The following is a 20,394-nucleotide window of genomic DNA, read 5'->3' as shown; positions in this document are numbered from 1 at the left end:
AAAAATTACCAGGCGGTGTGGTACAGCTCAACGATATCCCCAAGATTCGCTTCACGGGGATTTCCCCCGGTACAAACATCGTCAAATGCCGCCTGTGCCAGCGCAGGAATATCCTCTTTACGTACGCCAACATCGCGTAAATGCAGTGGGATCCCTACATCGCGGTTAAGGGCGAAGACGGCATCTACTGCCGCTTTACGTGCCTCTGCCAGCGTCAGTTCTTCAACCTTAACTCCCATCACCCGGGCGATATCGCGAAATTTTTCCCCGGTGAATTCGGCGTTATAGCGCATCACGTGCGGCAGCAAAATGGCATTTGCTACGCCGTGCGGCGTGTTATAAAACGCGCCTAACGGGTGTGCCATTCCATGCACTAATCCCAGACCAACGTTGGAAAAGCCCATCCCGGCCACGTACTGGCCCAGCGCCATCGCTTCCCCGGCCTGGGTATCGCCCGCAACGGAACCACGTAATGCCCCAGCTATCATTTCAATGGCTTTAATGTGCAGCGCATCGGTAAGCGCCCACGCCGCCCGCGTAATGTACCCCTCAATAGCATGGGTCAGGGCATCCACTCCGGTGGCGGCTTTTAGCGCCGCTGGCATGCCGTCCATCATGTCTGCATCGATGAACGCTACCTGTGGGATGTCATGGGGGTCGACACAAACAAACTTACGCCGATTTTCTTCGTCAGTGATCACGTAGTTAATGGTCACTTCCGCTGCCGTTCCCGCGGTGGTGGGGATAGCCATAACCGGCACGCTCGGGTTGCGCGTTGGCGATAACCCTTCAAGGCTGCGTACATCCGCAAACTCAGGGTTATTATTGATAATGCCAATCGCTTTACAGGTATCCTGAGGGGAGCCTCCGCCGATGGCGATCAGATAGTCTGCGCCGCTTTGCTGAAAGACACCCAACCCTTCCTGCACCACCGCAATGGTTGGGTTAGGAATAACGCCTGAATAGATTTCCCATGCCAGACCAGCAGCATCCATTCGGGAAGTCACCTTATCGACAACGCCGCACTGCACCAGATTTTTATCAGTCACAATCAACGCTTTGCGATAACCACGACGGATGACTTCATCGGTTAATGCACCAACAGCTCCCCGGCCAAACCATGCCGTTTCGTTCAGAATCATTCTGTTCGCCATCGTATTTCTCCTTTTCGCTATGCGAAATTACTCTTCAATGCGTAATCCGTAAGATTTGAATTTCTCCAGCACAATGGCGATCTCCTCGTCATCCAGCACCGGCACCGGGTCAACAATCGCCAGCGTGCTCAGATAAAGGCGGGCCAGAACTTCCACTTCATGCGCCAACCACAGTGCTTTTTCCAAATTCGCTTCACAAGCAATCAACCCATGGTGCTGTAAAAGCGTTGCCTTACGGTTTTTCAGGGCGACGCTCACATGCTCTGACAGCTCTCGTGTACCAAACGTCGCATAAGGCGCACACGGAATAGAGTTCCCCCCAGCCGCCGCAATCATGTAGTGAATTGCCGGGATAGGGCGATTAAGAATAGAAACGGCCGTGCAATGTACGGCATGGTTATGGACAACCGCATTGGCATCGGGACGCGTCTGGTATGCCGCCAGGTGAAAACGCCATTCACTGGAGGGTAATTGTCCTTTATCATATTTCCCGTCGTTATCTACATACACGATCATATTTTCAGTAAGTCTTTCGTAAGGAATACCGCTGGGCGTGATCAGCATCCCATTTTCATAACGCGCACTCACATTTCCCGCCGTCCCCTGATTCAATCCAAGGCTGGTCATTTCAAGGCAGGTTTCAATGATTTCTCGCGACAAACGCATTCTTTCCATAATGATTCTCCGGGTACAGTTTCCCCTCGTCTTTATTGCGAAAAATGCAGCCGCAGAGTAAGACGGGTCAGGTTTCAGATACAGGCAGCCACTGAACGTATATATTCAGGTTCAGTAGGCCGATTTATTTATAGCGGCGTATTAAGGTTGTCTTACGCGCTTAATAAGTTTCATCTCAACTTTTACAGTTTCTTTAATTGGCTGGTCATCAATAGCACTCATCATCATATCGAACGCTTTTTCCGCCCAAACATTTTCATCCTGCTGCATTGACCAGACATTATTGGCGAGGAATCCCAGCATTGGGTGTTCATCGAATGTCCCAATGTTAATTTCAGGTGGAATTGTGCCAAAACGATTACGAATAGCATTAATGGCCCCCTCCAGTACGGGTAATGATGAGGCGATAAATGCCTGTGGACAGCCCTGTTCGCCGATCAACTCATCCATCAGTCGATAACCACCCTCGGGCGTGTTGTCCGGCCCTTCGCGCACCCAATCGCTATGCAAAATACCATTATTGTTCAATGCATTAAGATAACCTTGCAAACGGTCGCCGATGCTGGGTAATCCGGTATCTCCCACCAAAAACCAGATCGGCGACTTTCCAGCGTCAAACAAACTTTGCGTCAATTTTTCGCCGCCCAAAATGTTATGGCTTTCTACCAGAGCGTTATCGGTATACTTAAAATCACGGTCAAGTAACACCATCGGTTTTCTGACCTGACGTAAATGGTGCTGCTGATTCTCTAATGTTGAGGGAACAATAAAAAGGCCATCGACATTGCGAGCTATTAACGCTTTAGTCAGTTTATTTTCGTAATCAACATCGTCATAGGTACAGCTAATCGTTAGCTGATAACCGGAACGACGACAGCGTTGCTCAAGTTTTTCTGCGAGTGTGGCAAAAAACACGTTGGAAATATTGGGCACAATCAATCCCAACGTATCCGTTTTATTCAATTTCAGGCTGCGTGCTGAATGGTTAATGACGTAACCATAGCGCTCGACATATTCATTAATACGCGTTTGGGTTTTGACACTGATTCGATATTGCTCTGCTTTCCCGTTCAGCACCAGTCGTACGGTCGTAACCGATAAATTCAGATCGCTGGCTATCTGTTCTACTGTTTTAGCCATTTATATGCCCCAGTTCACATCCAAAAACGTCAATCTACAATCATAAAAGTATTTTAAACTTTTGTCTTACTGCATAAGTTGGTTAATCGCCTGCTGCTGATCCCACATCATCAGATAAGCCTGATATTTGCGGTCATAGAAGTTCCGCCGTGCCGGGTTAGCCTTAATCACCTCGCCAGATCGAACCATCGCCTGGCATGCAGATGGAATATTTTCCCACGCGCCGCAGGCAACCGCGCCGGTGATGGCCGCACCTAACGTCACTGCATCCTCTTCCTGCATCAGATGAATATCGCATCCGGTGGCATCGGCATATTCTCGCAACCACAGTGGGTTATGCGTTGCGCCGCCGCACAGCGTCAGTCGGGAAATGGTGTGACCGTTTTCGCGCATCACTTCCATAATATGCCGCGTACCGCAGGCGATCGCCTGTAATGTCGCCAGGTACAGACGAGCAACCTGCATCTCGCCTCGCTCAAGAGTCAAACCGCAAACACTCCCCCGGGCATCGGGTCGCGCGCGCGGTGAACGATTGCCGTGATGATCGGCCAGCACATGCAAATAACGACCAGGCTCTGACTCCTGCGCCTCAAGTGCGGCAACCCATTCATTAACTAAAACGATGGGATGGCAACCCCGCGCCTCAGCCTTGTGAAATAGCGCCGCGCTGGCTCCTGACTCCTGAAGCGTCCAGTCGACTAACGCCCCAGCGGCACTTTGCCCCCCTTCTGTCAGCCAGTAGCCTGGCAGCATGGCTGACCAGTACGGCCCCCATACACCAGGTGTATGAATTTCCTGCTCGCTGCACAGCATATGGCAATTTGACGTTCCGCTGATCAACGCCAACGTCCCCTCAGGCTCAACACCGGCAAGCGCTACTCCGCCCGCATGGGCATCAATCATTCCGCTGGCGACGACCACTGCAGTCGTCAGCCCCAGCGCCTGGGCCGCATCGGTGCTAAGCGTTCCAACGGCGGCGCCTGGCGGCAGGATCCGCGACGGGATTTTGCCCAACAAATCCGTTAGCTCAACAGCGTCAAGCAAAGAGTGGCTAAAGCGTTGTTCATGTGCCAGATAGTTCCATTTACAGGTCAGCGTGCACAGACCAGCAACATCACAGGCGGTAGCTTTAGAGACCAGAAAGTCCGCCAGATCGTAGAAGCGATACGCACTCTGCCAGGTGGCTGGAAAATGGTTTTTCAACCACAGTACTTTAGGAAGCTCCATTTCGACGCTGACTTCACCGCCAACGTAGCGCAGAGCCGGATCCTGCGTGGCGTTTATACGTTGCGTCTCCTGCGCCGCACGATGATCCATCCACATGATGATGTTATGGTCTGATGGTTCGCCTGGTGAAACTGCCAGACCCCGCCCCTGCTCATCCAGTGCCACCAATGAACAGGTGGCATCAAATCCCAATGCGCGAATCTCCTCAATGCGAACCCCGGATGACGACACCGCCTCCTTCACTGCATGGCAAACCTGCTGCCAGATTTCTGCAGATGACTGCTCAACCCGCTCAGGACCGGGTCGAAACTGCGAGATGGCGTGTGTCGCAAAAGCCAGCCGTTTGCCACTGGCATCAAAGACACCAGCCCTGACGCTGGCGGAACCGACATCCACACCGAGGAAATATCCACTGCCCATAGTAACTCCCTGACGCTGGCGAATGATGGGGCGAGCACTTCGCCCCAACGGTGTTATTTTTTACCGAATGGGTGTAACAGCTTGTCAATTTCCGGGGTGTCAATGTTCTTCGCATTAACGAATTTAACCGGAATATCAATTTCTTTCGGTACAGACTGACCCGATACCGCTGCATTTAGTGTCTTGATACCCTGGTAGCCAATCTGATAAGCGTCCTGCACGACAAAGCCCTGAATGACCCCAGACTTCAGGAAAGCAATGATTGCCTCGGTGCTATCAAAACCAATCACTTTCACTTTACCTTTCAGGTTTTGACTATCAATGGCGTTTGCTACGCCCAGCGTTGAGCCTTCATTGGTGCCATAAATCCCTGCAATATCAGGGTTGGCCTGGATCATATCGATGGTTTTATCCATCGCTTTTTGCGGATCGCCATCGCTGTACTGGACCGGTAGCACCTGGATTTCCGGGTATTTCTCTTTCATGCGGGCAATAAACCCTTCCGAACGCTCAATCGCTGAGGAGGTCCCCGCTACGTGCGCAATAATGCCCACTTTACCTTTGCTGCCCACTTCCGCTGCCAGTGCATCCGCCGCTTCAGCACCGGCTTTACGGTTATTCGTGGCGACAAAGCTCACTGGGATATCGGAATTCACACCGGAGTCAAACGTCACAACTTTAATGCCGCGTGAATTTGCGGTCTCAACTAATGGCGCCAGCGCATTGGCATCTAACGCTGCCAGCAATAGCCCATTGGGTTTTTGCGCCATCGCGTTTTCAACTAGCTGAATCTGCTCGGCAATCTGAGTTTCATCCGCCGGGCCGACATAGCTGGTTTTATCACCCGACTCTTTTGCTGCCGCTTCCGTCCCCATTTTTACGGTTTGCCAGAATTCATGCTGGAAACCTTTACTGACCACCGGAAGGTTCATATCTTTAGCCAATACGCTGGATGTCATACAGGCCAGCAGGGATAACGCATAGACAAAATTCCTGGTTCTCATTGTTTTACTCCGTTCTGAGTGAGTCACCCTAAACGTCAGGGTTATGATGCCCCGTGACTTCCGGGAGCGTAAATCAACGAATTTTTTTGCGTAATGTATCGAGATAAACCGCAGCAATGACCACCACGCCCATGGCCACCATTTGCCAGAACTGGGAAACCCCCATCAGGTTCAGACCATTTTTCAACACGCTCATAATGAATGCGCCGATGATAGTCCCGCCGATGGTGCCAATTCCTCCCATCAGGCTCGTACCGCCAATAACAACCGCCGCGATGGCTTCCAGTTCATAACCCACGCCAACCGTTGGCTGACCAGAGTTCAGACGTGAGGCCAGAATAACCCCGGCGATCCCGGTCAGCAGACCGCAAAAGGCGTAGACGAAAATTTTGACGCGTTGAACTTTAATTCCGGAAAGGTGTGCGGCCACCTCATTGCTACCCACAGCGTAAACATAGCGACCAATCACCGTTTTCTTCAGGATGTAGGCGGCGATTAGCGCCACCACCACCAGGTAAAAAACGGGATAAGGCAACACATCGAACAAACGTCCCTGGGCCAGCATTTTGAAGGTGGGGTAATCAGCGAAATAAATCGCACGACCATCTGTCATCACCATATTGATGCCTCTGACGGACATCATCAGGCCCAGCGTGGCGATAAAAGGTGGGATAGTCATTTTGGTGACCAGCAGACCATTGATATAGCCGCATAATCCACCGGCCAGCACCCCGGCCAGAATACATACGGGCAGAGGCAATCCCAGCGTGGCGCTGATGCCTACCGCAACACCCGAAAAGGCCACCACCGAGCCAAGAGAAAGGTCGATTCCTGACGTGATAATGACGAAGGTAACGCCAATCGCCATAATGCCAATCACTGAAGTTTGCAGAGCGATTGTCATGATGTTTTCAGTGTTAAAGAAAAATGGCGAACCAAAGCTAAAAAATATTACTAAAATAATCAGACTCAAAAGCGGCGCAAGGCGCATTAAAAGTTCTTTGTTAATTTTTATTTTCTTATTATTGCTGTCTGAAGAGGTTACAGAGATAGTCATAAATTAGTCCTCTAACGTCGCATATTGCATGATTTTTTCTTGTGTGGCGTCATCAGAAGCTAACTCCCCGGTAATACGTCCATTACGCATCACTAAAATGCGATCGCACATACCCAGCACTTCCGGTAATTCAGAGGAGATCATGATAATTGACTTCCCTTTTGCCACCAGTCGATTCATTAATTCATAAATCTCAAGTTTGGCACCCACATCAATACCGCGAGTGGGTTCATCAAAGATGAGAATATCGGTGTCTTTACACACCCATCTGGCAATAATAATTTTCTGCTGATTACCACCACTTAAATTCAGAGCAGCCTGTTCTAAATGTGGTGTTTTAATGCGTAGGGCTTTCACCTGTTCTTCGCTGGTTTTCTGACAACGTTTGCTGTCCACGTTGCCATAACGATCGGAATACTCAGGATAATTGCCCAACATAATATTGCGCTCAACGGACAGTCCTAATGCCAGCCCCTCTTTTTTCCTGTCCTCGGTTAAATAGCTGATACCCTGTTTGATAGCATCAGGAATATCTTTAATTACCGTCACGTTACCGTTCAGCTTGAGGGTTCCGCCATCAATGGGATCCGCACCAAAAATCGCCCGCGCCAGCTCAGTACGTCCTGCCCCCATCAGACCGGCGAAGCCCAAAATTTCGCCCTGATACAGAGTGAAATCAATATTGTTCAATACGCCATTGCGCGTCAGACCGCTTACTTCCAACACCGGCTTGCGTTGAGCCAAAGGTTCGCGGCGAGGATAGATATTGCCAAGATCGCGCCCAACCATCATGGCAATCAGATCGCTAATTTTGACCGCATCATAATCCACAGTGGCAATAAACTGGCCATCCCGCATCACCGTCGCGCGATCGGCGATCAGCGCCAGTTCCTCTAACCTGTGCGAGATATAAACAATGCCCGTTCCCTGTTCTTTCAGCAAACGAGTTACCTGAAATAAGCTGTCAATTTCCGTTTCAGTTAGCGCTGCCGTCGGTTCATCCATAATAAGAATCTTGGCATTCACCGATATCGCTTTAGCAATCTCAACCATTTGTTGTTGCGCGACGGTCAGATCGGCCACCAGCGTTTCTGGAGAGATATTCAGGTTTAATTTTTGCAAAATATCGATAGCTGCCTGTCGCTGTTGTTTTTCATCCAGACGCCAGCGATTATTTTTGCAAAACTCCCTGCCAATAAATATATTATCTTCCACCGTGAGTTCAGGGAAAAGGTTAAACTCCTGGTGAATGATGGTGATACCTGCGCTTTGTGCACTCAACGGGTTCGCAAAAGTAACAGGTTGTCCCTCAAAAATAATATCCCCTTCATCAGGCTGATAAACACCGGATAAAATCTTCATCAACGTAGACTTTCCTGCGCCATTCTCACCCAGCAGCGCATGAACCTCTCCTTTGCGTAAAGCAAAATCCACATTACTCAACGCTAATACGCCGGGAAAACGTTTCGTAATATGACTCATCTGTAAAAATGTTTCAGACATTGCTGCTTTCCTCAATATACAGAAACTGCAATCAGTGAATCAGGCGCAAAACGTTGCCAGGAAGCCATCGTCACCGTTAATGCGAATACTACCTATAAGTTCATATGCGTTTTATCAATTATGCTAACTCGAGTTAGCGAAGTGCCTTTTAAAGCTATTTTAGCTACTCAAAATAGCCAAATCATTTGGTTTAAAACTGTGACGCTGAACAGACAATTTATTACAACCAATTAATTTAAAAAGGATTTATTGAAAATACCCGTCCTGGTTTATTTGACGCAGATCGAATTTTAACCACTTCTCGTGAAGCCTCTCACAGTTCCACAACAAAAAAGTTGTGCAAAAAACTCTCTAATACCTAAGCTAACTCGAGTTAGCAAAAATGGGTTATTCAGCCAACTGCGACGGTGGTGTTCAACATCCGCTTTTGCAGCACGGCATAAAGTGAGATGAGGAACCTCGAATGAACAAAAATAGCTTACCGAAAATTGGAATTCGTCCGGTGATTGATGGGCGCCGTATGGGTGTTCGTGAATCGCTCGAAGAGCAAACCATGAATATGGCCAAAGCCACTGCTGCGCTGATCACAGAGAAACTTCGTCACGCCAGTGGCGCACAAATTGAATGTGTGATTGCCGACACTTGCATTGCCGGGATGGCTGAATCTGCCGCCTGTGAAGAAAAATTCAGCAGCCTGAACGTAGGCGTGACGATTACTGTTACCCCATGCTGGTGCTACGGTAGCGAAACCATCGACATGGATCCGATGCGCCCGAAAGCTATCTGGGGCTTTAACGGAACAGAACGTCCCGGCGCAGTTTATCTGGCCGCAGCATTGGCTGCGCATAATCAAAAAGGACTTCCCGCCTTCTCTATTTACGGCCATGACGTACAGGATGCCGGCGATACCACGATCCCTGCCGATGTTGAAGAAAAATTGCTGCGCTTTGCCCGCGCGGGCCTGGCGGTTGCCAGTATGAAAGGCAAAAGCTACCTGTCCGTAGGCGGCGTTTCAATGGGCATTGCCGGCTCGATTGTCGATCATAACTTCTTTGAATCCTGGCTGGGAATGAAGGTTCAACCCGTTGATATGACCGAACTGCGCCGTCGCATCGACCAAAAAATCTATGACGAAGCTGAGCTGGAAATGGCGCTGGCGTGGGCGGATAAAAACTTCCGCTACGGTGAAGATCAGAACGCACAGCAATATAAGCGTAACGCAGAGCAGAGCCGTGCGGTGCTGAAAGAGAGCCTGCTGATGGCCATGTGTATTCGCGACATGATGCAGGGTAACCAGAAACTGGCAGACAAAGGTCGGGTTGAAGAGTCGCTGGGGTACAACGCGATTGCCGCAGGCTTCCAGGGCCAGCGTCACTGGACCGATCAATACCCGAATGGCGATACCGCCGAAGCACTGCTCAACAGCTCCTTTGACTGGAACGGCATTCGCGAACCGTTCGTTGTCGCCACCGAAAACGACAGCCTGAACGGCGTGGCGATGCTGTTTGGTCATCAACTCACCGGCACAGCGCAGGTCTTTGCCGATGTGCGCACCTACTGGTCGCCAGAGGCGGTTGAACGCGTCACGGGTAAACCGCTGACCGGCCTTGCTGAGCACGGTATTATTCACCTGATTAACTCCGGCTCGGCAGCGCTGGATGGCTCCTGCAAACAGCGCGACGGCGAAGGGAAACCGACCATGAAGCCGCACTGGGAAATCTCACAGAAAGAGGCGGATGATTGCCTGGCGGCTACCGAATGGTGTCCGGCTATTCACGAATACTTCCGCGGCGGCGGCTATTCTTCTCGCTTCCTGACCGAGGGCGGCGTGCCGTTCACCATGACCCGCATCAACATCATCAAAGGCCTGGGCCCGGTGCTGCAAATCGCGGAAGGCTGGAGCGTGGAATTGCCGAAAGAGATGCACGACCAGCTTGATGCGCGCACCAACTCCACCTGGCCAACCACCTGGTTTGCCCCGCGCTTAACCGGTAAAGGCCCGTTCAGCGATGTCTATTCCGTCATGGCTAACTGGGGCGCAAACCACGGCGTACTGACGATAGGTCACGTGGGCGCGGACTTTATTACGCTCGCCGCCATGCTGCGTATCCCGGTTTGTATGCACAACGTGGAAGACGAAAAAATTTACCGCCCTTCAGCCTGGGCAGCCCATGGTATGGATATGGAAGGCCAGGATTATCGCGCCTGCCAGAACTACGGCCCGCTGTATAAGCGTTAATGCGACTCTGGCCCGGTGGCGCAAGCTTACCGGGCCTGCGCAGTGAATTTTGTAGGCCGGGTAAGCGCTGCGCCATCCGGCTACGTTTGGGGAGCGATTATGAAACAAGACGTTATCCTGGTTCTCGACTGTGGCGCGACCAACGTGCGGGCTATCGCCGTTGACCGACAGGGAAAGATTGTCGCCCGCGCAGCAACCCCGAACGCCAGTGACATCGCAACAGAAAACAGTACCTGGCATCAATGGTCGCTGGAGTCCATTCTGCAACGCTTCGCCGATTGCTGTCAGCGCCTCTGCACGCAACTGGCCGCCTGCCATGTCCGCGGGATCGCCGTCACCACTTTTGGCGTAGACGGCGCGCTGGTTGATAAGAACGGCAAGCAGCTGTATCCGGTGATTAGCTGGAAATGTCCACGCACCGCAGCGGTGATGGAGAATATTCACCACTACATATCACCGCAGCAATTGCAGGAAATTTCCGGCGTCGGCGCATTTAGCTTCAACACGCTGTATAAACTGGTGTGGCTGCAAGAAAACCATCCGCAATTTCTGGAGCAAGCGCACGCCTGGTTGTTTATCTCGTCGCTTATCAACCACCGTTTAACCGGCGAGTTCACTACAGATATCACCATGGCGGGCACCAGCCAGTTGCTGGACATCCGGCAGCGCGATTTTAGTCATGACATTTTGCAGGCTACGGGCATACCGCGCCGTCTGTTCCCGCGCCTGGTTGAAGCAGGCGAACAGATTGGGGCTTTGCAACCAGAGGCTGCCAGCCTGCTCGGGCTTACGGCGGGAATTCCGGTCATCTCTGCCGGACACGACACGCAGTTTGCGCTATTTGGCGCTGGAGCCCAACCAGATGAACCGGTGCTCTCTTCCGGCACATGGGAAATTCTGATGGTGCGCAGTGCGCAGGTGGATACCTCCCAGCTCAGCCAATATGCGGGTTCCACTTGTGAGCTGGATAGCCAGGCTGGACTGAATAACCCCGGCATGCAGTGGCTGGCTTCCGGTGTACTTGAGTGGGTGCGTAAGCTGTTGTGGACTGCCGACACCCCCTGGCAGACGTTGATTGACGAAGCCAGGGCCATCCCGGCAGGCGCCGAAGGCGTGAAGATGCACTGCGACCTGCTGGCCTGTCAGAATGCGGGCTGGCAAGGGGTTACGCTCAATACCACCCGTGGGCACTTTTATCGCGCCGCGCTGGAAGGACTGACAGAACAGCTGCAGCGAAACCTCCATACGCTGGAAAAAATCGGTCATTTCCAGGCCACAGAACTGCTATTGGTTGGTGGGGGAAGCCGTAACGCGTTGTGGAATCAGATCAAAGCGAATGTTCTCGGGATACCTGTCAAAGTGCTGGATGACGCCGAAACCACCGTGGCAGGTGCCGCAATGTTTGCGTGGTCGGGCATTGGGGAATTTGCCTCACCGGAACAGGCACGCGGGCAGGTACGCTACCAGTACCGTTACTTCTATCCGCAAACCGAATCCGAACTAACAGGAGTCGAGTAACATGCTCAAAACAATATCTCCCTTAATTTCGCCCGACCTGCTGAAGGTGCTGGCTGAGATGGGCCACGGCGATGAGATTATATTTTCCGATGCCCACTTCCCGGCCCACAGCATGGGACCACAGGTTATCCGCGCCGACGGTCTATTGGTCAGCGACCTGCTACAGGCGATTATTCCGCTCTTTGAACTGGACAGCTATGCCCCATCGCTGGTGATGATGGCGGCTGTTGAAGGCGATGCCCTCGATCCTGACGTCGAGGCCCGCTATCGTCAGGCGCTTTCACTGCAAACCCCCTGCCCGGACATCACGCGTATTGACCGCTATGCCTTCTATGAACGCGCGCAACAGGCGTTTGCGATCGTTATCACAGGAGAGCGGGCAAAGTACGGGAATATTCTATTAAAAAAAGGAGTAACCCCGTAATCTCTGGTCTGAATGCCCGTCAGCTACGGGCATTCATCATAAAATGAGGATCAGAACATGAAAGCGGCGCGCCAGCAGGCGATCGTAGATCTGCTTACTAACCACAAAAATCTGACAACCGAAACCCTTGCTTTGCAACTTAAGGTCAGCAAAGAGACCATCCGCCGCGATCTCAGCGAGTTACAAGCCCAGGGAAAAGTGCTGCGCAATCACGGGCGGGCCAAAGTGATTCATCGGGAGAATCAGGACAGCGGCGACCCGTTTCATATACGACTCAAAAGCCACTATGCCCACAAAGCGAATATTGCCCGCGAAGCGCTGGCATGGATCGAAGAAGGTATGGTGATAGCCCTGGACGCCAGCTCAACGTGCTGGTACCTGGCGCGACAGTTACCGGACATCAACATTCACGTCTTTACCAACAGCCAGCCCATTTGCCAGGAATTGGCTAAACGCGAACACCTTCAGCTAATCAGCTCCGGCGGTCGCCTTGAGCGTAAATACGGTTGCTATGTTAACCCCTCGCTCATCTCGCAGCTCAAACCACTCGAGATCGATCTGTTTATTTTTTCCTGCGCAGGGATCGACAGCGACGGCGCACTCTGGGACTCTAACGCGACCAATGCCGACTTCAAGTCCATTCTGCTTAAGCGCGCAGCGCAGTCATTATTGCTGATCGATAAAAGTAAATTTAATCGTTCGGGAGAGGCCCGGATTGGGCATCTGGATGATGTGACCCATATTATTTCAGATACGCCGATGATTGAAACAATGCAGGCCGGATGAGACATTTACGCCTTCATCCGGCCTGCAATTTTACCTTATCGCTCGTCGCGACGACCACCAACAGCAGCCCACAGGCGACGGACGTGCACGGTGACTTCTTCACGGTCATGATACAGCTGACGCGCCTGAATCTGGGCATTTACGCCATGCTCGTCAAGCTGTGCCTGAATATAAGCCAGGTTTTGCGACACCTCTTCGTAGCGTTTTTTCATCGGCAGCTTGAGGTTGAAGATAGTCTCACGACACCAGCCGTTGACCAGCCACTGCGCCATCAGGGCGGCAACCTTCGCGGGCTTTTCCACCATGTCGCAAACCATCCACGAAATGTTATTGCGATTTGGCCGGTACTTAAATCCGTCTTCGCGCAGCCAGGTAACTTGTCCGGTATCCATCAGGCTTTGCGCCATCGGACCATTATCCACGGAGTAAACCCACATGTTGCGTTTAACCAGTTGATAGGTCCAACCGCCCGGGCATGCCCCTAAATCCACCGCATACATTCCGTTAGCCAGACGTTCATCCCACTCATCGGCAGGAATAAACACGTGCAGCGCTTCTTCCAGCTTCAGTGTTGAACGGCTCGGCGCATCGGCCGGGAACTTCAGACGCGGAATGCCCATGTAGAACGGGGAGTTATTGTCAGGCCAGGAATAGCCGGTATAGCAGCAGCCAGGTGCGATAAAGAACACATGAACCACCGGACGTTTTGGCGTTTCATACTTTGCCAGCACGCCCGCTTCCCGCAGCGCCGCGCGCAGCGGTACGGTAAACTTACGGCAAAATTTAACCAACTCTTTGCTTTCATTGGTATCAGCAACTTCAACGCGCAGATCGCCGCCTTTCTCTACCACGCCCTGCAACATGCCGACAATCGGCGTAATGCGGTCTTCCGGCGGTAAATATTGCAGCAGTTCGCCCACCACAAACATTTGACGGGCAAAAATCAGCGAGCTAAACGGCAACTCTTTCACTAACTTTTCGGCATCGTCCTGCTGATAGCATTCGAAGATGACGTAACCCGCATTGTCTTTCACGCGGGCAAAACCGAAGATTTCCCGGCGTCCTGCTTTATCCGTAATTTCTGCGGCGCACTCTTTTTCAAAACCTGGGCGACACAACAATACAACCTTATTCATGGCTAACGCCCTTACGTTTCAATCGAATAGCGCCCACTAACATCAGCGCCCAGCCCACAAGGAAGCTGAAACCACCGACAGGGGTAACAAACGCCCACAGGCGTAAATGCGAGAGCGCGAGGCAATACAGGCTGCCGCTAAACAGCACCGTTCCTAATGCCAAAAACACGCTACTCCAGTAAAACCAAATGCTAATACGCCGCTGCATGGCGACGGCCAGGCCAAATATAGCCAGCGTATGGAACGCCTGATACTCGAGGCCAGTCTGGATCCACCCCATCTCAACGACACCGAGGGTTTTACTCAGAACATGTGCCCCAAAGGCGCCCAACGCCACAAAGATAAAGCCACTTACGGCGGCAAAAATCAGCATAAAACGGCTGGTCATGTGAATACCCTACGTAAATTATTGTTCATAACGAAAGCGGAATTTTTCTTGTTCCGTGGCCGCTTTCGCCAGAATCCACTGACGGAAGGCGGCTATTTTACCCAGTTCTGCCTGACTGTCATGACAAACCAGATAAAATGCGTTTTTGCTGACCAGAACATCATTAAACGGACAGACCAGACGTCCGGCTTCTATTTCGGATTGCGCCATGACGTTATTAGCCAACGCAATTCCCTGTCCATGGATAGCAGCCTGGAGCACCATGGCGCTATGGCTGAAGATGGGTCCCTGCTGTACGTTGATATGATTCAGGCCAAGCTGGCGCGTATAGGCTTGCCAGTCACGGCGCGACGCATCGTGCAATAATGTGTGTTTCGCCAGATCTTCGGGCGTCTTTAGCGGTTTATCACCGGTGAGTAATAGCGGCGAGCAGACCGGCAATAAATATTCTGCGTACAATTTTTCAACGCGCAGACCCGGCCAGTTGCCGCGTCCGTAGAAAATCGCCACATCAACATCGTCAGCCAGTTTGTCTTCCTGACGGTCCACCGCCTGGATCCTGACATCGATTCCCGGATAAGCTGAGTTAAAGCTAGAGAGTCTGGGAACCATCCATTGGATTGCAAAACTGGGCAATAAACTCACGGTGAGCGCACCTTTTGCACTGCGTGCCTGAAGTTTACGCGTCGCGTCGGTTAATTGCGAAAAAATCTCTTTGATGTCGAGAAAGTAGCTTTGGCCTTCTTCCGTTAACAGCAAAGATCGATTGCGACGACGAAACAGCTTCAGCCCCAGGAAATCCTCAAGTGACTTGATTTGATGACTTACTGCGGCCTGCGTCACAAAAAGCTCTTCTGCTGCGCGAGTAAAGCTCAAATGACGCGCTGCAGCATCAAAAACACGCAACGCATTTAGGGGTGGTAATCGTTTTGACATGACTTTTAGGCTTTGATGTTAAATGAATTTAACAATTAACCAACAGGCTGTAACCTATTAGTTTTTTTTATCTGAGCCATTATAAATTGTCCGTTGAGGTTCTACCAGCAAATACCTATAGTGGCGGCACTTCCTGAAGCCGGAACGAAAAGTTTTATCGGAATGCGTGTTCTGGTGGGCTTTTGGCTTACGGTTGTGATGTTGTGTTGTTGTGTTTGCAATTGGTCTGCGATTCAGACCATGGTAGCAAAGCTACCCTTTTTCACTTCCTGTACATTTACCCTGTCTGTCCATAGTGATTAATGTAGCACCGCCAAATTGCGGTGCTTTTTTTTGTCCGACTCTTTGTCGATGGACGACCGGTTAGTTATCCAGTTCTACCATCTCTTTCACATCGGTACGGTTAATCTGCTGTTTGTTGCCGTTAGCGTCTTTATACGAAATCATCCCCGTTTCATTGTCGGTCTGTGGCTTACCATCAGATACGATTGATCGACCATCATTGGTGTGCATCACGTAATTCGAACCAGAACAGGCGCTCAGGGCAAAAGTCAGCATACAAGCAGAGATAATTGCGGCAGTCTTTTTCATCTTTTTCTCCTTAAAGCGATTTATGCTATTAAAAACACACTCCGTAACAGGCTAAATTGCTCGCCTAACGGTATATAGCATAAGACACTGCGTGGACTTTGCCAGGATATCCAGAGTATTCCGATGGTTAGCACACCCCTTGTATCAGCGCCCTTTTTGCGCCACGATCGGTTTACTGAACTGAGGAATACCATGAACGCTTTTAACCCCGCGCAGTTTCGCGCGCAATTTCCCGCACTCAACGATGCTGGCGTCTATCTCGACAGCGCTGCTACAGCACTGAAGCCGCAGGCAGTGATTGAGGCCACCCATCAGTTTTATAGCCTGAGCGCCGGGAACGTCCATCGCAGCCAGTTTGCCGAAGCACAGCGCCTGACCGCACGCTATGAAGCCGCGCGGGAAAAAGTCGCAAGCCTGATTAATGCGCCGGATGACAAAACAATCGTCTGGACCCGCGGTACGACGGAAGCGATCAACATGGTTGCCCAAAGCTATGCGCGACCGCGCTTACAACCGGGTGATGAGATTATCGTTAGCGCAGCAGAGCATCATGCCAACCTCGTGCCCTGGCTGATGGTGGCGGAGCAAACGGGGGCGAAGGTCGTCAGGCTGCCGCTTAACGCCCATTTATTGCCAGACGTTGAAAGCCTCGCGCAACTCATCACTCCACGCAGCCGCATTCTGGCGCTTGGGCAGATGTCGAACGTTACCGGCGGTTGCCCGGATTTAGCCCGCGCCATTACGCTCGCCCATGCGGCTGGCATGGTGGTGATGGTGGATGGTGCCCAGGGGATTGTCCATTTCCCCGCCGACGTACAGCAATTAGACATTGATTTCTATGCGTTCTCGGGCCACAAGCTGTATGGCCCCACCGGCATTGGCGTGCTGTACGGTAAACCGGAACTGCTGGATGCCATGTCTCCCTGGCTCGGTGGCGGTAAAATGATTAGCGAAGTCAGTTTTGACGGTTTCACCCCCCAGGCTGCTCCATGGAAGCTGGAGGCCGGTACGCCTAACGTTGCTGGCGTTATCGGACTAAGCGCGGCGCTCGAATGGCTGGCGGACGTTGACGTGGTGCAGGCCGAAAACTGGAGTCGGGGTCTGGCGACGTTGGCAGAAGATGCGCTGGCGAAACGCCCCGGCTTTCGCTCCTTCCGCTGCCAGGACTCCAGTCTGTTAGCCTTTGATTTCGCAGGGGTTCATCACAGCGACATGGTGACGTTGCTGGCCGAATATGGCATTGCACTGCGTGCAGGACAACACTGTGCGCAACCGCTGCTGGCAGAACTGGGCGTATCCGGGACGCTACGCGCCTCATTTGCACCTTATAATACGCAAAGTGATGTAGATGCGTTGGTCGCAGCCGTTGACCGCGCGCTGGAAATATTGGTGGATTAATGACAAGCCCTCTGTTCGCCGGACACCCGTTTGGCACAACCGTAACGGAAGAGACGTTACGCAATACCTTTACCCCGCTCACCCAGTGGGAAGATAAATATCGCCAGCTGATTCTGCTGGGTAAGCAGTTGCCAGCGCTTCCGGATTCGCTAAAGGCGCAGGCCAAAGAGATCGCGGGCTGCGAAAACCGCGTTTGGCTGGGGCATACCCTTCATGAGAATGGTACTTTGCATTTCTTCGGCGACAGCGAAGGTCGCATTGTACGCGGGCTGTTGGCGGTATTACTCACGGCGGTTGAAGGTAAAACCGCAGCCGAGTTACTGGCGCATTCGCCTATGGCATTATTTGACGAGCTAGGTTTACGCGCGCAGCTCAGCGCCTCGCGTACCCAGGGGCTGCATGCTCTGAACGAGGCGATTCTTGAGGCTGCCCGACAGGTTTGATGGTTGCCGGATGGCGACGCGAACGCGTCTTATCCGGCACAACACTCAACTCTGGCGCGCCGCTTTCGCCATCATCTTCTTCAGCGCGTGTGAGACGGCAACAAAGCCAAAGGTGGCGGTCACCATAGTGGCCGCGCCAAAACCGGATGCGCAATCCATGCGCTTCGGCCCTTCCGCCGTCGCCTTCATCGCACATACCGAGCCATCTGCCTGCGGGTAAACCAGCGCTTCGGTCGAGAACACACAGTCCACGCCCAGCTTGCCTTTGCTGTTTTTCACCACGCCAAAATCGCTTTTCAGCCGCTCGCGTAGCTTGGCTGCCAGCGGATCCTGGATAGTTTTTGCCAAATCAACGACCTGTATCTGCGTCGGGTCGATCTGCCCTCCCGCACCACCGGTGGTCACCAGCGGAATTTTGTTACGCCGACACCAGGCGATTAGTGCCGCTTTTGGGCGCACGCTATCAATCGCATCAATGACATACGAATAACCCGCACTCATATACTCAGCAACATTATCCGGCGTGACAAAATCATCGACCACGTTCACCCGGCACTCCGGGTTAATCTGACGGATACGTTCAGCCATCACTTCAGCTTTTGCCAGGCCGACGTTATCGCGCAGAGCATGGATCTGGCGGTTAGTATTGGTGACGCACACATCATCCATATCGATGAGCGTGATGGCGCCAATACCGGTACGCGCCAGCGCTTCCGCCGCCCACGACCCTACCCCGCCAATCCCGACCACACAAACATGCGATTGGGCAAACAACTGCAGCGCATTTTCGCCATACAGACGCGCCGTACCGCCAAAACGCTGGCGCCAGGCATCACTGATAACCACAGACATAACACCTCAAATTCATTAATATCGAGCGCCATCCGGCTATTAACCGCTGAACACGTTACCCGTACCCGGCGCTGTTTTCAGTACCCAGACGCGACCGTAGTGATTATACCACCCCGCACGGTGTCCGGCGTCAGCACCAATGCCCTGATAGATATCGAAGTGTTGCCCTTTAATAGCGCCACCCACATCTAACGCCACCATCAGGCGCAGTTCGTACTGGCCGGTAAACTTGCCGTTATTGTCCAGTAACGGGACTTCCGCCAGCAATGTTGTGCCCGCCGGAATGATACTGCGGTCAGAAGCCACAGACGCGCGGCCAATCAACGGTACCGCGCTGGCCCCTTTGACCGGTGCAAAAGATTGCGGTTTAAAGAAGACAAACGATGGGTTCTGCTCCAACAGCTCACGCACTTCGGCTTCGCTGTGCGTTTCACCCCAATGGCGAATAGCCTGCATCGACATATCTTCTTTTTTCACTTCGCCACGGTCGATAAGCACTTTACCGATGCTGCGATAGGCGTGGCCGTTTTTCCCGGAATAGCTAAAGAAGTTAAGCGGACTGCCATCGCCAAAATCGATGTAACCACTGCCCTGCACATCCATAATGAAGTTATCCATCAGGGAGTTGCTGTACGCCAGAATGTAGTTGTCGCTCAGCGCGCCCGCGTAAATCTCGGCACGGCTTGGTAAGCGCCCACGTTTTGGCGGCATGCGATAGATAGGATACTGAAACTCGCCCTGGCGCGTATGGCGCGCCTGAATAACCGGCGTGTAGTAACCGGTAAACTGGACGTTACCGTAGTTGTCCGCCCCTTCCATTTGCCAGGCATCAATACCAAACTGGCGCATACTGCGCGTATCACCGCCCGCACGTAACCACTGCTGGATAGCGTTGTAAACGTTGCTCTGGTTGCCGTACAAACGTGGCGAAGCGCTGCGAATTTGATTAACCTGCTCGGCGAAATCACCGGCATTGATTGGTGCGCCAACCGCATCAGGCTGGTTCACCAGTGAGAAAGGCTGGGTAAATTTCCCGTCTTTATACTGCTGCCCACGATCGGTGGGTTTTGAGGAACACGCGGCGAGCATCGCGACGACAGCTCCCGCAAGAAGATATTTTGCCCAACGTCCTTTCATTGTTCTCGTCTTATGTTGCCTGAATGCGAGACGAAGATAACAAACCCCCGAACCTAATGAAATGCGTATACATACCCGAACGCAAATTTTGAGCAAAAAACAATCCAGAATGCGTTGTTTTTGTTCATTTTCACCTTAAAAACGTGATCAAGGTGAAAAAAGGGTTGCATGAAAATGCGAGCAGAGTATAGTGCGCATCCACGGACGCGGGGTGGAGCAGCTTGGTAGCTCGTCGGGCTCATAACCCGAAGGTCGTCAGTTCAAATCTGGCCCCCGCAACCAATTAAAATTTGATAAAATATAAAGCAGTACGGTGACGCGGGGTGGAGCAGCCTGGTAGCTCGTCGGGCTCATAACCCGAAGGTC

Annotated in this window: 19 protein-coding genes and 1 tRNA gene; 7 read left to right on the top strand and 13 right to left on the bottom strand. The window is 52.1% G+C overall.

Features of this window, described 5'->3' with window-relative positions; translation table 11 throughout:
• Positions 1 to 5: 5 nt before the first annotated feature.
• The 7 genes from fucO to OGW44_RS24000 form a co-directional block, all read right to left on the bottom strand.
• On the bottom strand, positions 6 to 1,154 hold the full coding sequence (fucO, locus tag OGW44_RS24030) for a lactaldehyde reductase (protein WP_046276144.1): 1,149 nt from the start codon (positions 1,152 to 1,154) through the stop codon (positions 6 to 8).
• A gap of 27 nt (positions 1,155 to 1,181) precedes the next feature.
• Positions 1,182 to 1,829 (bottom strand): L-fuculose-phosphate aldolase, encoded by a 648-nt coding sequence (gene fucA, locus OGW44_RS24025; protein WP_003034062.1) that lies wholly within the window; start codon positions 1,827 to 1,829, stop codon positions 1,182 to 1,184.
• 141 nt (positions 1,830 to 1,970) lie between these two features.
• Complete coding sequence (locus tag OGW44_RS24020) at positions 1,971 to 2,969, bottom strand: LacI family DNA-binding transcriptional regulator (RefSeq protein ID WP_016154251.1); 999 nt, start codon at positions 2,967 to 2,969, stop codon at positions 1,971 to 1,973.
• Positions 2,970 to 3,035: 66 nt separating this feature from the next.
• Positions 3,036 to 4,616, bottom strand: a complete 1,581-nt coding sequence (locus OGW44_RS24015; RefSeq protein ID WP_016157360.1) for an FGGY-family carbohydrate kinase — start codon at positions 4,614 to 4,616, stop codon at positions 3,036 to 3,038.
• A 53-nt stretch (positions 4,617 to 4,669) separates the two neighbouring features.
• Positions 4,670 to 5,620: an ABC transporter substrate-binding protein gene (locus tag OGW44_RS24010; RefSeq protein ID WP_016157361.1), complete on the bottom strand. Its 951-nt coding sequence runs from the start codon at positions 5,618 to 5,620 to the stop codon at positions 4,670 to 4,672.
• A 73-nt stretch (positions 5,621 to 5,693) separates the two neighbouring features.
• On the bottom strand, positions 5,694 to 6,677 hold the full coding sequence (locus tag OGW44_RS24005) for an ABC transporter permease (RefSeq protein ID WP_003034055.1): 984 nt from the start codon (positions 6,675 to 6,677) through the stop codon (positions 5,694 to 5,696).
• 3 nt (positions 6,678 to 6,680) lie between these two features.
• A complete protein-coding gene (locus tag OGW44_RS24000) occupies positions 6,681 to 8,180 on the bottom strand; it encodes a sugar ABC transporter ATP-binding protein (protein ID WP_019077590.1) in 1,500 nt (499 codons plus the stop codon).
• Between the two features lie 463 nt (positions 8,181 to 8,643).
• On the opposite strand from OGW44_RS24000, the gene fucI reads away from it, so the two are divergent.
• From fucI to fucR, 4 genes are all read left to right on the top strand, one after another.
• Complete coding sequence (fucI, locus tag OGW44_RS23995; protein ID WP_075847504.1) at positions 8,644 to 10,419, top strand: L-fucose isomerase; 1,776 nt, start codon at positions 8,644 to 8,646, stop codon at positions 10,417 to 10,419.
• A 99-nt stretch (positions 10,420 to 10,518) separates the two neighbouring features.
• Positions 10,519 to 11,937: an L-fuculokinase gene (fucK, locus tag OGW44_RS23990; protein WP_185654460.1), complete on the top strand. Its 1,419-nt coding sequence runs from the start codon at positions 10,519 to 10,521 to the stop codon at positions 11,935 to 11,937.
• Between the two features lies 1 nt (position 11,938).
• Positions 11,939 to 12,361, top strand: coding sequence for an L-fucose mutarotase (fucU, locus tag OGW44_RS23985; RefSeq protein ID WP_103766718.1), 423 nt, complete (start codon positions 11,939 to 11,941; stop codon positions 12,359 to 12,361).
• Between the two features lie 57 nt (positions 12,362 to 12,418).
• The gene (gene fucR, locus OGW44_RS23980; protein ID WP_185654459.1) at positions 12,419 to 13,147 is read left to right on the top strand and encodes an L-fucose operon activator; all 729 of its coding nucleotides are present in this window, start codon (positions 12,419 to 12,421) and stop codon (positions 13,145 to 13,147) included.
• Between the two features lie 35 nt (positions 13,148 to 13,182).
• On the opposite strand, the gene rlmM is transcribed toward fucR, so the two are convergent.
• From rlmM to OGW44_RS23960, 4 genes are all read right to left on the bottom strand, one after another.
• Positions 13,183 to 14,283 carry a 23S rRNA (cytidine(2498)-2'-O)-methyltransferase RlmM gene (gene rlmM, locus OGW44_RS23975; protein WP_003034040.1) on the bottom strand — a complete coding sequence of 367 codons (1,101 nt, stop codon included), beginning with the start codon at positions 14,281 to 14,283 and terminating at the stop codon, positions 13,183 to 13,185.
• Positions 14,276 to 14,671, bottom strand: coding sequence for a DUF423 domain-containing protein (locus tag OGW44_RS23970; RefSeq protein ID WP_003034037.1), 396 nt, complete (start codon positions 14,669 to 14,671; stop codon positions 14,276 to 14,278). The genes rlmM and OGW44_RS23970 overlap by 8 nt, the downstream gene beginning before the upstream one ends.
• Positions 14,672 to 14,689: 18 nt before the next feature.
• The gene (gene gcvA, locus OGW44_RS23965) at positions 14,690 to 15,607 is read right to left on the bottom strand and encodes a glycine cleavage system transcriptional regulator GcvA (RefSeq protein WP_016154260.1); all 918 of its coding nucleotides are present in this window, start codon (positions 15,605 to 15,607) and stop codon (positions 14,690 to 14,692) included.
• 363 nt (positions 15,608 to 15,970) lie between these two features.
• Positions 15,971 to 16,198, bottom strand: a complete 228-nt coding sequence (locus OGW44_RS23960) for a YgdI/YgdR family lipoprotein (RefSeq protein WP_016154261.1) — start codon at positions 16,196 to 16,198, stop codon at positions 15,971 to 15,973.
• A 192-nt stretch (positions 16,199 to 16,390) separates the two neighbouring features.
• Between OGW44_RS23960 and csdA the strand changes: the two genes are divergently transcribed.
• Both csdA and csdE read left to right on the top strand, forming a co-directional pair.
• Positions 16,391 to 17,596, top strand: a complete 1,206-nt coding sequence (gene csdA / locus OGW44_RS23955; RefSeq protein WP_101700181.1) for a cysteine desulfurase CsdA — start codon at positions 16,391 to 16,393, stop codon at positions 17,594 to 17,596.
• On the top strand, positions 17,596 to 18,039 hold the full coding sequence (csdE, locus tag OGW44_RS23950; protein WP_016154263.1) for a cysteine desulfurase sulfur acceptor subunit CsdE: 444 nt from the start codon (positions 17,596 to 17,598) through the stop codon (positions 18,037 to 18,039). Before csdA ends, csdE begins: the two co-directional genes overlap by 1 nt.
• 45 nt (positions 18,040 to 18,084) lie before the next feature.
• Here the strand turns inward: csdE and tcdA are convergent, their stop codons facing one another.
• Positions 18,085 to 18,891 carry a tRNA cyclic N6-threonylcarbamoyladenosine(37) synthase TcdA gene (gene tcdA, locus OGW44_RS23945; RefSeq protein WP_019077596.1) on the bottom strand — a complete coding sequence of 269 codons (807 nt, stop codon included), beginning with the start codon at positions 18,889 to 18,891 and terminating at the stop codon, positions 18,085 to 18,087.
• A 39-nt stretch (positions 18,892 to 18,930) separates the two neighbouring features.
• Positions 18,931 to 20,028: a murein transglycosylase A gene (gene mltA, locus OGW44_RS23940; RefSeq protein WP_019077597.1), complete on the bottom strand. Its 1,098-nt coding sequence runs from the start codon at positions 20,026 to 20,028 to the stop codon at positions 18,931 to 18,933.
• 205 nt (positions 20,029 to 20,233) lie between these two features.
• Between mltA and OGW44_RS23935 the strand changes: the two genes are divergently transcribed.
• Positions 20,234 to 20,310 (top strand) — tRNA-Met (locus OGW44_RS23935).
• The last annotated feature ends 84 nt before the right edge of the window (positions 20,311 to 20,394 follow it).

Origin of the sequence: Citrobacter sp. Cb023, assembly GCF_030336805.1 — a bacterium.
Classification (GTDB): domain Bacteria; phylum Pseudomonadota; class Gammaproteobacteria; order Enterobacterales; family Enterobacteriaceae; genus Citrobacter; species Citrobacter braakii.
Note: the sequence above shows the minus strand (reverse complement) of the source record. Positions and strands in the feature narration are given on the sequence as shown.